Origin of the sequence: Methylobacterium guangdongense (assembly GCF_038442355.1) — a bacterium.
Classification (GTDB): domain Bacteria; phylum Pseudomonadota; class Alphaproteobacteria; order Rhizobiales; family Beijerinckiaceae; genus Methylobacterium; species Methylobacterium guangdongense.
The window spans coordinates 42,461-54,775 of record NZ_JBBXMX010000027.1 but is presented as its reverse complement, the minus strand read 5'-3'; the positions used below and the strand labels follow the sequence as shown (position 1 = coordinate 54,775).

The 12,315-nt window shown below is 68.0% G+C and carries 11 protein-coding genes, 1 tRNA gene and 1 pseudogene; 3 read left to right on the top strand and 10 right to left on the bottom strand.

The genetic code is table 11. The annotated features are described in order from the left end of the window. The 4 genes and pseudogenes from AAHG09_RS28385 to AAHG09_RS28370 form a co-directional block, all read right to left on the bottom strand. Positions 1-490, bottom strand: a pseudogene (locus AAHG09_RS28385) (PhnA-like protein); the annotation flags it as partial. Positions 491-531: 41 nt separating this feature from the next. After that, on the bottom strand, positions 532-879 hold the full coding sequence (locus AAHG09_RS28380) for a CsbD family protein (RefSeq protein WP_342111088.1): 348 nt from the start codon (positions 877-879) through the stop codon (positions 532-534). Between the two features lie 40 nt (positions 880-919). Then, positions 920-1,090, bottom strand: a complete 171-nt coding sequence (locus AAHG09_RS28375) for a CsbD family protein (protein ID WP_342111086.1) — start codon at positions 1,088-1,090, stop codon at positions 920-922. A gap of 91 nt (positions 1,091-1,181) precedes the next feature. Further along, positions 1,182-2,645: a helix-turn-helix transcriptional regulator gene (locus tag AAHG09_RS28370; RefSeq protein WP_342111084.1), complete on the bottom strand. Its 1,464-nt coding sequence runs from the start codon at positions 2,643-2,645 to the stop codon at positions 1,182-1,184. A 192-nt stretch (positions 2,646-2,837) separates the two neighbouring features. On the opposite strand from AAHG09_RS28370, the gene AAHG09_RS28365 reads away from it, so the two are divergent. Then, complete coding sequence (locus AAHG09_RS28365) at positions 2,838-3,536, top strand: sigma-70 family RNA polymerase sigma factor (protein ID WP_342111082.1); 699 nt, start codon at positions 2,838-2,840, stop codon at positions 3,534-3,536. A 578-nt stretch (positions 3,537-4,114) separates the two neighbouring features. On the opposite strand, the gene AAHG09_RS28360 is transcribed toward AAHG09_RS28365, so the two are convergent. Beyond that, positions 4,115-4,190, bottom strand: a tRNA-Glu gene (locus tag AAHG09_RS28360). 103 nt (positions 4,191-4,293) lie between these two features. Here AAHG09_RS28360 and AAHG09_RS28355 point away from each other — a divergent pair. Next, on the top strand, positions 4,294-5,298 hold the full coding sequence (locus tag AAHG09_RS28355; protein ID WP_342111080.1) for an RluA family pseudouridine synthase: 1,005 nt from the start codon (positions 4,294-4,296) through the stop codon (positions 5,296-5,298). Positions 5,299-5,533: 235 nt separating this feature from the next. After that, complete coding sequence (gene rpoH, locus AAHG09_RS28350) at positions 5,534-6,427, top strand: RNA polymerase sigma factor RpoH (protein WP_342111078.1); 894 nt, start codon at positions 5,534-5,536, stop codon at positions 6,425-6,427. A 48-nt stretch (positions 6,428-6,475) separates the two neighbouring features. On the opposite strand, the gene AAHG09_RS28345 is transcribed toward rpoH, so the two are convergent. The 5 genes from AAHG09_RS28345 to purB all read right to left on the bottom strand — a co-directional run bounded on the left by AAHG09_RS28345 (position 6,476) and on the right by purB (position 12,231). Further along, on the bottom strand, positions 6,476-7,864 hold the full coding sequence (locus AAHG09_RS28345) for a histidine kinase (RefSeq protein ID WP_342111076.1): 1,389 nt from the start codon (positions 7,862-7,864) through the stop codon (positions 6,476-6,478). A gap of 281 nt (positions 7,865-8,145) precedes the next feature. After that, positions 8,146-9,438: an adenylosuccinate synthase gene (locus AAHG09_RS28340; protein WP_342111074.1), complete on the bottom strand. Its 1,293-nt coding sequence runs from the start codon at positions 9,436-9,438 to the stop codon at positions 8,146-8,148. Positions 9,439-9,581: 143 nt separating this feature from the next. After that, positions 9,582-9,914 (bottom strand): hypothetical protein, encoded by a 333-nt coding sequence (locus tag AAHG09_RS28335; protein ID WP_412760104.1) that lies wholly within the window; start codon positions 9,912-9,914, stop codon positions 9,582-9,584. Between the two features lie 98 nt (positions 9,915-10,012). Continuing rightward, positions 10,013-10,870, bottom strand: a complete 858-nt coding sequence (locus AAHG09_RS28330; RefSeq protein ID WP_342111071.1) for a D-amino-acid transaminase — start codon at positions 10,868-10,870, stop codon at positions 10,013-10,015. A 53-nt stretch (positions 10,871-10,923) separates the two neighbouring features. After that, positions 10,924-12,231 (bottom strand): adenylosuccinate lyase, encoded by a 1,308-nt coding sequence (gene purB, locus AAHG09_RS28325; RefSeq protein ID WP_342111069.1) that lies wholly within the window; start codon positions 12,229-12,231, stop codon positions 10,924-10,926. Between the last annotated feature and the right edge of the window lie 84 nt (positions 12,232-12,315).

Genomic DNA, 12,315 nt, shown 5'->3' with positions numbered 1-12,315 from the left:
GCGCGGCCGCCTGGGCCGCCGTCTGGATGGTGCCGCCCACGAGGTTGCCCGCCCCGCCGAGCGCGCCCGAGACCGTGCTGAGCGTGCCGCCGACCAGGCCGCTGGCGGCCGAGGTGAGCAGGTACAGGACGACCAGCGTGGTCAAAGCCCAGGAGACCAGCCCGTGCAGCGCGGCCGCGCCCGGCAGGGGCTTGCCCGAGAGGCGGCCGGCGATCAGGCCGCCGGCCAGTGAGGCGACGATGCCCGAGCCGACGAACCACAGGCCCGCGCCCATCGACACGGTCGAGGCGGAGGGATTGTCGGCGGCCTGGGTGCCGACCGAGGCCAGCCCCACGCCGACCCCGACGAGGTTGACGATCACCTGCGTCACCAGCGCCGTTACCGCGCCGGCAAAGATCGCGCCCCATGACACTTGCTTCAGCAGGACGGCGCGCGTGTCGGCTTGCGCCTCGGCGACGGTCGGTGTTGCAACGGTCTGGATGCTGGTCACGCTTTTACTCCGGTTCAGGGTTCGTCGAACGGTGGTGAGACTCAGTCGCGGGTCGCGTTGACCAGCAGTGCGAGGCCGAAACCGACGGCGCCGGCGATGAGCAGCGACGCGAGCGGGTATTCTGCAACCTGATGGCTCACGTCGCGGGTGCCCCGGCGCAGGACGTGGCCGCCGCGCTCATAGGCGTCCTCGGCGAAGTCGTAGGCCGCATCGGCCGCGTCCCGGAGGCCGTCCTTCGCCTGGCCGTAGACGTTCTCCGCCACGCCCTCCGCCTGACGGACGCGTCCCTCCGCGGAATGGCGGTGCGATCCGGTGAGATCGCCGACCGCGCTCTGGACCTTGCCGCCCAGTTCCTTCGCAGACCCCGTGATCCGATCCGTATCAACCATGTCGTTCTCCCGTTTGTAGAAGTGGTCCGCAGCGGCGTGATCAGAGTTCTGCCGCTCGCCGCTTGAACTTGGCACCGCCCCTCGGCTTGGCCTCGCGCCTCTCGCGCTGCCCCTCGGTCACCGTCCGACCGTCGCTGGTCAGCTTGCCGATGGCCTCCTTCGCCGACGCCGTCGAAGGGTTCCCCGCGTCGCGGTCCTCGTTCTGGGCCATCGGCGCATGCCTTCGGTCCGATCACGATTGCTGCTGCGAAGATGTGCTGCCAACCCGACCGTTCAATGATCGATTTGTACTGGTACGGTAGTCATTTCCCATCATGAGAGTTCAGCGGAAAGCCATTCTCCCGGCCCCAGATCACGGCTTCGCTGCGTTTATGGATGCCCAATTTGCGGTAGAGCGCGGCACCGTGGTTACGCACCGTGTTGCGGGACAAACTCAGCTTTCGCGCGATCGCGTCGTCGCCGAGGCCGGAGCAGATCAGGTTAAGGATCTGCCGCTCGCGCACCGTCAGGTTCGGCGTCGATCCATCCGCGTTGTCCCGCCCGGGACGACGCAAATTGGCGAGCTTCTCGATCAGGCCGCGGCTGAACCAGGAGGTGTCGGCCATCACCGCCTCGATCGCGTCGAACAGTTCCCGCTCGGTGTGCTTGCGATCGGTGATGTCCTGCAGCACCATCAGGACGAACTCGGTGTCGTCGATGGTGACCCGCTCGGCCGAGACCAGGCAATCGAGGCCGCTCCCGCTCTGGTGGCGCAGGCAAACTTCGACGCCGAGCACGAAGCCGCTGCCGGCCAGGGCGGTCTCAAAGCCCGCGCGCTGGGCCTCCTTCATCCACAGACCAGCCTCATCGAGGCTGCGCCCGACGATCTGGTCCTGACCGAAGCCGAAGACGCGTCCGAAGGCTTCATTGACGCCGGTCACACAGAAATTCTTCGCCCGCGCCAGGACGGTCGGCACCGGCGTCATGCGGAACGCCGTGGCGAAGCGCGCCTCGCTGTGGCGCAGGGCCGTCTCGGCTTTCCGGCGCAGATCCAGGTCGGCAAAGGTAAACAGCATGCACGGCGCCTCACCCAGCTCGATCGGCTGGCCGGCCACGATCACGAAGCGCGAGCCCCCTTCGGGCAGGTCGAGGCAGGCCTCCATCTGCGGGATCGTCCCGCCCTCGTGCAGCCGCGAAACCGCCAAGTCGCGATTGCGCGCATTGGCCAGAACGTCGAGTTCGTAGACGCTGCGGCCGATCACGGCGTCGCGGGTGAAGCCGGTCATCTCGAGGAAGCCGTGGTTCACCTTCACATGGCGCAGATCGGAGAGCCGCGTGATCACGGCCGGTGCCGGGTTTGCGTTGAAGGTGGCTTCGAAGCGCTCCTCGGCCTCGAACTGATCCGAGACGTCCTTCAGGATCAGCGCAAGGCAGCTCGGCCTGCCGTCATGATCGGTGGCGACCAAGCTCCGCAGGGAATGGACGTAATCGATATCCGGCCGGTCGGCGCGCTTCACCTCGACCACCACGTCGTGGAAGGTCTCGCCATTCACGACGCGCTCGATCGGGTAATGATTGGGCCGGTTGTTATTGCGGTATCGCAGCGAGAAGCGATCACGATAGGCGTCCACCGTCGGGCCAAGCTCGTCGAGCGTCCGAACACCATGCATCGCGAGTGCTGCCTCGTTGGCATACGCGATGGTCTGGTCGGGCTCGACCAGGATCACGCCCTCGCTCAGGCCGGCGATGATCTGCTGGAGTTCATGCCTGTCCACGCCCGCCGTCACGACCGATCCGGTTCCCTTCGCTACGCACCGTCTTGGCGGCGCACGGGCTCAAACGGATTGCGCGCAAGCGGGTTCCAGTCACGGCGAACTTTTCACTGGTATACACGCATCATTGACGCCGTCGATAAGGACCAGAGATAAGTCGCAACCTCTCTGAAGGCGGGACATGCGCAGCAGAGGGGATGACCATTCATGGCAACTGCCGATTCTGACATGCGACCCGTCGACGAACTGCCAGCCGGGGCCGACGGCACCGGCGCTCTTCATACTTTTGTCCATGCCGAGCTGGGACAGAGGCTGCGCCAATACTACCCAGAAGTTGCTGAGATTGATCCGCGCTCGCCTCTTGGTGCGGTGTTGGAACGCCTGTCGATTGCACTCGATGCGGGCGATGCGAACCGACACCTTCCGGGTGCCTTCAAGGACGACTTGATCAGCTTGGTTCCGCGGCTGCGCCGCTACGCACTGTCCCTGACGTTCGACGGCAACGAGGCCGACGATCTGGTCCAGTTCACACTTTTGAAGGCTTGGGAGCACCGCGGCCGTTTCCAGCCTGGGACCAGCTTGGTGGCATGGCTGTTCACGATTTTGCGCAACACCTTCATCAACGGGCGGCGCAAGCGCAGTCGCGAACTGCCCGATCCCGATGGCGCATATGCCGCCGTCCTGGCCGAACCGGCCCGACAGGATCATGCGCTCCAGCTCCGCGATCTGCAGGCTGCCATCAGCCGGTTGGACCCTGCACACCGGGAGGCGCTTGTACTGGTCGCCGTCGAGGGCCTTTCCTACGAAGCGGCGGCCGTCGTGATCGGCTGTCCAGCCGGTACCGTGAAGAGCCGCGTCAGCCGGGCCCGCGACCGCCTGCTTCAGGATTTGGGCGCATCGGCGTGAGGCCCAACACTCCTTCAACGCCCCTTTGGGCGCCACCTATCGCTCCAACGCTGTCTGCCCGAGGCGTGTGGGGTGATCCAGGAGTCGGGCGAGGGAGTTCGCCCTCACCCCGCCCGGCTCCTGCGCACGATTTCGGGTTTTGCAGACCGCGGGCGATTCAATGTGGCATGGCGCCGGACGGCGACGAACCGCGGAAGCCGGAACTGCGGCCCCGCGAGCGCCCCCTCGGTGCTGACGAGCCATCGGCTCCGGACGAGCGCCCGACCGACACCGACAGATCCAATCCCGGTCCCGATGTTCCCCCAGGGGATCCGGCCGGCCCCGACCTCCCTGGCTGAGGCCGTGCCGCGACGCGTTGCCGTTTGCGAGGGTTCGTGGCGGACGGCGGCAACCCGTCACCAAGCTGGGCAGCGCGCGTCCGATTTTAAATCGTTCGAAAGCTAGCAACCGAGTGAAGAGACACGCGACGGCGCCGTGGCCTCATGGGCCGGGATCCGGAAACACCAATACGGCTTACGATTTCCTAATCGTCAGCAAGTCGCTGCCCGTGATGGGTAGTGATGCACCTGCAAAAGTGATGGCGCTCCCAAGGGGAATCGAACCCCTGTTTTCGCCGTGAGAGGGCGACGTCCTAGACCGCTAGACGATGGGAGCTTTCCGGCGGCGCGGGGGTGCTATAGCCACGACCCGCCGGGGGAGCAAGAGCCTTCCCAGGAAAATCGCGTCGGCAAAGCGGATCGGGCGGCGAATCGGGGTCGTGGTGGATAAAAACAACGCAGAACGCGTCGGCATCGTCGCCGAGGGCGGCGCTCGACTCGACCGCGCGCTGGTGGCCCTGTTTCCGGATCTGTCGCGGGCCCGATTGCAGGATCTCATCCGCACCGGTCACGTGAGCCGGGACGGCGTGCCGATCCGTGATCCGGCCTCGAAGGTCGGGGCCGGTGCCAGCCTCCTTCTCACCCTGCCCCCACCGATGCCGGCCGAACCGGCGGCCGAGGCCGCGGATCTGCCGATCGTCTACGAGGACGATGACCTGATCGTCATCGACAAGCCGGCCGGTCTGGTGGTGCATCCGGCCCCCGGGCACGAGAGCGGAACCCTGGTAAATGCGCTGATCGCCCATTGCGGGGCGAGCCTGTCGGGAATTGGTGGCGTGCGGCGGCCCGGCATCGTCCATCGCCTCGACAAGGACACGAGTGGCCTGATCGTCGTCGCCAAGAACGATGCGGCGCATCAGGGCCTCACCGCCCAGTTCGCCGACCACGGCCGCACCGGGCCATTGGAACGCGCCTACGCGGCTGTGGTCTGGGGTCTGCCACAGCCCCGCACCGGTACGATCCGCGCGAACCTGGCACGCTCCCGCTACCATCGGGAGAAGATCGCGGTTGTCTCGGACGAGTCCGGGCGCCATGCCGTCACGCATTACGCTGTGGCGGAAGCCTATCCGGAGGCCGCCCTCGTCCAATGTCGGCTGGAGACCGGGCGGACGCACCAGATCCGCGTGCACATGGCGCATTCCGGCCACCCGCTCCTGGGCGACCCGGTCTATGGCGGGGGATTCCGCACCAAGGCGGCACGCCTCCCGCCCGATGCACGCGCCGCCCTATCGGCCCTAGGGCGGCAAGCGCTTCACGCTGCCATGCTCGGTTTCAGCCACCCGCGGACCGGCGCGACGCTGCGATTCGAGAGCCCGTTGCCGCCGGACATGACCGCGCTGGTGGCGCGGCTGCGCGGGGGTACAGCGGACGATCGCGCCCTGTAACCCGCCGCTGACGGCGTGCGAAACATCACCCCGTACCGCGTCACATCGTGCCATGGTACGATCCGATTTGGCCGATTGCGCGTTGATGACGACGTGGGTGTCCTCGATCGCGATCGGCTCCCGGCGACCCGGATGAGATGGGTGGCCGGCAGGGTCGGCTCAAGAGCGGCCCGAGTGGACGGCACTGTTGCCCGTCGCGTCCGCCCGTCAGGGGGACTAGGTCCAGGAGAATGTCATGGCCGGTACGCTGCCCGTGCTCGCCAACGAAGGTGGCCTGTCGCGCTACCTCGATGAGATCCGCAAGTTCCCGATGCTGGAGCCGACGGAGGAGTTCACGCTGGCCAAGGCTTGGCGGGACGCCGGTGACCGTGAGGCCGCGCATCGCCTCGTGACCTCGCATCTGCGTCTCGTCGCCAAGATCGCCATGGGCTATCGCGGCTACGGCCTGCCGATCGGCGAAGTCGTGTCCGAAGGCAATGTCGGCCTGATGCAGGCGGTCAAGCGCTTCGATCCCGACAAGGGCTTCCGGCTCGCCACCTACGCCATGTGGTGGATCAAGGCGGCCATTCAGGAATATATCCTGCGCTCGTGGTCCCTGGTGAAGATGGGCACCACCGCCAACCAGAAGAAGCTGTTCTTCAACCTGCGCAAGGCCAAGGGCAAGATCTCGGCCCTCGACGAGGGCGATCTCAAGCCCGATCAGGTGAAGCAGATCGCCACGCGCCTCGGCGTACCCGAGCAGGACGTGATCGACATGAATCGCCGCCTGTCCGGCGACACGTCGCTCAACGCGCCCCTGCGCGAGGAGGGCGAGGGCGAGTGGCAGGATTGGCTGGTGGACAATTCGCCCAGCCAGGAGACCGTGCTGGCGCGCGAGCAGGAGGGGCAGAACCGCCTTTCGGCCCTACGGGACGCCCTCGGGGTGCTCAATCCGCGCGAGCGCCGCATCTTCGAGGCGCGGCGCCTCGCCGAGGATCCGATCACGCTGGAGGATCTGTCGGGCGAGTTCGGCGTCTCGCGCGAGCGCGTGCGGCAGATCGAGGTCCGGGCCTTCGAGAAGGTTCAGGAGGCGGTCAAGCGCAACATCGCCAGCCGCGAGCTGCCCCGCACGGGCATCGAAGCGCACTGACGCCACGGGGCGGGTGCCTTCATCGAGCGCCCGCCCGTCGTTCGGGCCTTATTGCCAAGCCGCGAACGCGTTCTGCATCACCTGGGCGCCCGTCGATCCCTTCTCGAAGGTCAGCACCGCGCGCCGGCCGGACGTGTAGCGGATCGCCAGATCGAACCAGTTCTTGTGGAGCAGAAGGTCCGTGTTGCGCTCGACATCGTTCGGCAGCGACGAGAGGCCGATCAGGAACAGATTGTCCCGGACACGGACCGGAAGCCCGGACACGGGTGAACCGCGGGCGTTCTGGTCGTCCTTCGCCTGGAGCAGGCCGACGTCCTGAACCGTGCGCGCGCTCCCGGTCCCGGTCTCGCTGAAGGTCAGGTTCACGGTGTGCGAGGCCGGCAGGGTCGAATCGAGATTACGCTGGATCGTCATGACCAGGGTGAGGCCCGCGTCAGGGATCGTCACCGTGGCCACCACGGCGTTCTGGAGCGGCTGTCCCTGATCCCCGTTGACCGTGTCGAGCCGCCACGTCACCCGGCCGGTCAACAGCGTCGGCTGCGCATTCTCGGGGGTACCCACCTCCTCGATCAGCTCGGCCCGCTGAGCCACCGAGACCGTGGGCTCCGTGGACGGGGCCGTCGCACGTGGCGGCGCGGCGCTTTCGGAACGCGGTTGGGCGCGCGGAGCCGGCGCCGCCGCATCGCCGCCGACGCGGTCGCCGAACTTGGTGTCCGCTTCGGGCTGCTGCGTGTCGGCCGTCTCCATGCCGCTCGACGGGAGGATCTGGGGTCGGTCCCGGAGCAGGAAGGCCGCGACGGCGATCATGGCGATGACCACCGCCAGCATGCCGCCGACGAAGATGTTGCGCAGCAACCGTGAGCGGCCAGCTCGCGGCGGCACCACCTCGATGCGCGGTCGCTGCCGACCGTTGCCGGCATCCAGGGCCGCGGCGGCAAGATCGGGATCGTCTGCCGACGGTGCAAACTCGGCGGGCTCGCCAGGCTCCGCGACGGTCGGCTGGGGCGAACCCGGCCGCGGCGGGGCAATCGGAATCGGAGCCTCGCGCGGCTCCGCTCCGGGCTCCTGTGCGATCACCGGCGGCTCGTAGCGCGATGCGAAGGGCGCACTGGCGGGAGGGAGCGCAGGCTCGGCGACCGTCTCGGGCGGCGACGGCTCCGGCACCATTGCAGCAGGAAGGGGTTCTGGGCCGGCCGCCAGGGCGGCATCGTTGGCCGGCGCCGGAAGCCCCCCGTGATCCACCTCGAGCCGCTCGATGGCCGCATCCAATGCCCGGCGTTCGAGGTCGATATCGGCCTCGGACAGCGGCGGATCGAGGGATCGAAGCTGGCTGATCAGGGCGTTGCGCGCGCGATCATAGACCGCCTTGCGCAGGGCGGGCGTTCGATCCGGCAGCGCATCGAGTGCGCGTGCCAGAAGCGGGTAGTAATCGGCCATGTGCCCCTGATCCGCCCCCTACGGCCGCCGGCCGGCGCGCCGGTCGATGGCCGGGAGCCGAGGGACGCGGCCGTTCCGGCAGGATCGGTCGCGGCCCTCGGCCGGTGATGTCGTGTTCCCGCTGCCCGCGGCTGCGGCCGCGCGCTGGTCGTCCTGTCGCTGCCCGCCCGCCGCGAAGCCGCGCGTCGAGCCGCGTTTCCGTTCTAGATCACGCCGGCACGGTGTGGATATGGGCGGAAGGGCCAAACTGGTGCGTCGTCAACGGGATAGCGTGCGTGACGTCAATCCTCGAATGGGTTGTGCATGAGGATCGTGTCGTCGCGCTCCGGCGATGTCGAGAGCAGCGCCACAGGGGCGCCGATCAATTCCTCGATGCGGCGGACATACTTGATCGCCTGCGCGGGCAGATCGGCCCAGGATCGGGCGCCCGCCGTGGTCTCGGACCAGCCCGGGATCACCTCGTAGACCGGCTCGACGCGGGCCTGCGCGGCCTGGCTCGCCGGAAGGTGGTCGATCGCCTCGCCGTCCAGCATGTACCCCGTGCAGACGCGGATCTCCTCGAAGCCGTCGAGGATGTCGAGCTTGGTCAGCGCGATGCCGTGGATGCCGGAAGTCCGCACCGTCTGGCGCACCAGCACGGCGTCGAACCAGCCGCAGCGACGCTTGCGCCCGGTATTGACGCCGAACTCCCGTCCACGGCTTCCGATGGTCTCGCCGATCTCGTCGAACAGCTCGGTCGGGAACGGCCCCTCGCCCACCCGGGTGGTGTAGGCCTTGGCGATGCCGAGCACGTAGCCGATCGCCCCCGGGCCGAGGCCCGACCCCGTCGCGGCCTGCGCGGCCACGATGTTCGACGAGGTGACGAAGGGATAGGTGCCGTGATCGACGTCGAGCAACGCGCCCTGCGCGCCCTCGAACAGGATGCGCTTGCCGGCTCGGCGCTCCTCGTCGAGCAGCGACCAGACGGTATCGGCGTAAGGGAGGACCTTCGGGGCGATGGCCTTCAGCTCGGCGAGCAGCGCCTCGGCGTTCACCTCGTCGATCCCAAGGCCGCGGCGCAGGGCGTTGTGGTGGGTCAGAACGCGCTCGATCTTGGCGGGCAACGCCTCCGGATCGGCGAGATCGACGACGCGAATCGCCCGGCGCCCGACCTTGTCCTCGTAGGCCGGCCCGATGCCGCGCTTGGTGGTGCCGATCTTGAGGCCGGCATTGGCGGTCTCACGGAAATGATCGAGCTCGCGGTGGAGCGGCAGGATCAGCGTGGCGTTGTCGGCGATTCGCAGGGAAGCGGGCGAAACCTCGACGCCCTGCGCCTTGATCCGCTCGATCTCGTCCACGAGGTGCCAGGGATCGACCACCACGCCGTTGCCGATCACCGAGAGCTTGCCGCCGCGGACGACGCCTGAGGGCAGCAGCGCCAACTTGTAGGTCACACCGTCGATGACCAGCGTGTGGCCGGCATTGTGCCCGCCCTGGAACCGGACCACGATGTCGGCCTGCTCGGAGAGCCAGTCGACGATCTTCCCCTTGCCCTCGTCGCCCCACTGGGCGCCCACAACGACGACGTTGGCCATGTCTGCCTGCTTACCCGCGACGGAAACCGGGACGGCGCCACCCACGGGTGCAGGCGGCGCACGTCGTCAGCCGTTTCCGCGATCCGGGCAGCGAAATCAAGCAATGCGCCCGCATGGCGCTCCCGTTATCCGGTCCGGACGGACTATTTCGCCTCGGTTCCCGGGGTGCGCCCCGGCAGTTCGCTGGGCTTGATCACCGGCATGGAACCGGACTGATCCGGTTTCACCACCGTTCCGGTGGTTCCATTGGCGGGCGGCTTGATCACCCCGTCATTCTGCTGAAGCTTGTCGCTGAGCGTCTGATCCTTCGGCGGCGCATCCGCGCTCGGGCGGACGCGCTCAGCCGGCGTCTGGGTTGCCGGCGGCAGGGCCGGATCCGTGTCGCGGCCCTTCAGCGGGGCATCGGGATTCTGCGCGTAGGCGGGGCCCGCCAGCACGATCGCGGCCAGCATGGCGAACAGGAAATTCTTCGGCACTGTCACTCTCCCCTCGATGATCGGATTTTGGGGAGGAACAGCCGGAGGCGGCATCCGTTCCGGTACGGAGCCGCTTCCAGGCTCGGGCGCGGGGCTTCTCAGCCCTGGCGCGCGGCCGCGATGTACAGTTCGCGCAGGCGCCGGGTGAGCGGGCCGGGACGGCCCTCGCCGATCGTCCCGTTGTCGATCTCGACCACCGGCATCACGAAGGCCGAGGCGCTGGTGTAGAACGCCTCCTGCGCCTCGTAGGCCTCCGCGACCGTGATCAGCCGCTCCTCGATCCGCAGATCGGCTTCCTGCGCGAGGCGCAGTACCGAAGCGCGGGTGATGCCGGGCAAGAGCGCCGTCGAGAGCGGCCGGGTAACGAGCACACGCTCGCGGCTGACGATGAACGCTGTGGACGAGGACCCTTCGGTCACCGCCCCATCCTCCACCATCCAGGCCTCCGCGACCCCGGCCTCGGCCGCCTGCTGCTTGGCCAGCACCTGGGCCAGCAGGGCAACCGACTTGATGTCCCGCCGCTTCCAGCGCAGGTCCTCGACGGTGATCACGCGAGCGCCGGTCTCGGCCAACGGGTTGGCCAGCACCGTCTTGGCCTGCGTGAACATCATGACGGTCGGCGCAACATCGCCTTTGGGGAAGGCGAAATCGCGCTCGGCTACGCCGCGCGTCACCTGCATGTAGACGAGGCCCTCGGTGACGCCGTTGCGGGCGACCAGCTCCGTCTGCAACCGCTCCCAGCCGGCCGCGTCGTGTGGGTTCCGTATGCCGATCTCGCCCAGAGACCGGTCAAGGCGCGCGAGGTGAGCGGCGTTGTCGACGAGCTTGCCGTCGAGAATCGCCGAGACCTCGTAGATCCCGTCGGCGAACAGGAAGCCGCGGTCCATGATCGGCACGCGCGCCTGCTCGAAGGGGAGGAATTCGCCGTTTAGGTAGACGGTGCGAGGAGCGGTCACGGGCAGCCTTCCTGTGTTCGTCGCTGGCCTGAAGCAAGAATCGTGCGGCGCTGTCAGGCCGCGCCGAAGACCCGCGCAAAAATCGTGTCCACGTGCTTGAAGTGATAGCCGAGATCGAAGCATTCCTCGATCTGCGCCGGCGAGAGCGCGGCGGTGACCTCGGAATCCGCCTTCAGAAGCGCCAGGAAGTCGCCCTCCCCGCGCCAGACCGGCATCGCGTTGCGCTGGACGAGGCGATAGGCATCCTCCCGCGAGACGCCGGCCTGCGTGAGCGCCAGCAGCACCCGCTGCGAGTGGACGAGGCCGCCGAGCCGGTCGAGGTTCTTCTGCATGTTGGCTGGGTAGACCAGCAGCTTCTCGATCACCCCGGTCATCCGCGCCAGGGCGAAGTCGAGGGTCACGGTGGCGTCGGGGCCGATCATGCGCTCCACGGAAGAGTGCGAGATGTCGCGCTCGTGCCAGAGGGCGACGTTCTCCAGCGCCGGGGTGACGTAGCCGCGGACCATCCGGGCGAGGCCCGTGATGTTCTCGGTCAGCACCGGGTTGCGCTTGTGCGGCATCGCCGAGGAGCCCTTCTGCCCCTCCGAGAAGAATTCCTCCGCCTCCAGCACCTCGGTGCGCTGGAGATGGCGGATCTCGATGGCCAGGCGCTCCAGCGAGGAGGCGACGACACCCAGCGTGGCGAAGAACTGCGCGTGGCGATCCCGCGGGATGACCTGGGTGGAGACCGGCTCGGCCGTCAGGCCCATCTTCTCGGCCACGTAGACCTCGACCCGGGGATCGATGTTGGCGAAGGTGCCGACGGCGCCCGAGATCGCGCAGGTGGCGACCTCCTCCCGGGCCGCCACCAGACGACGGCGGTTGCGCTGGAACTCGGCGTGGGCCTGGGCGAGCTTCAGCCCGAAGGTCACGGGCTCGGCGTGGATGCCGTGCGAGCGGCCTATGGTCGGCGTCATCTTGTGCTCGAACGCCCGGGCCTTCAGGGCGTCGAGCAGCGCGTCCACATCCGCGATCAGGATGTCGGCGGCCCGCACGAGCTGCACGTTGAGGCAGGTGTCGAGCACGTCCGACGAGGTCATGCCCTGGTGGACGAAGCGCGCCTCGGGGCCGACGATCTCTGACAGGTGGGTCAGGAACGCGATCACGTCGTGCTTGGTCACCGCCTCGATCGCGTCGATGCGGGCGACGTCGAACACCGCGTCCCGACCCTTGGCCCAGACGGTCTCGGCGGCCGCCTTCGGGACGACGCCGATCTCGGCAAGGGCCGTGGTGGCGTGGGCCTCGATCTCGAACCAGATCCGGAAGCGGCTCTCGGGCGACCAGATCGCCGTCATCGCGGGGCGGCTGTAGCGGGGGATCATGGGGCCTCGGCGCGGTCTGGAACGGGTTCGAGGCCGGTAGCACGCGCTGCCCTGCCCGCTCAATGCGGATCGGGCATGCGCGGA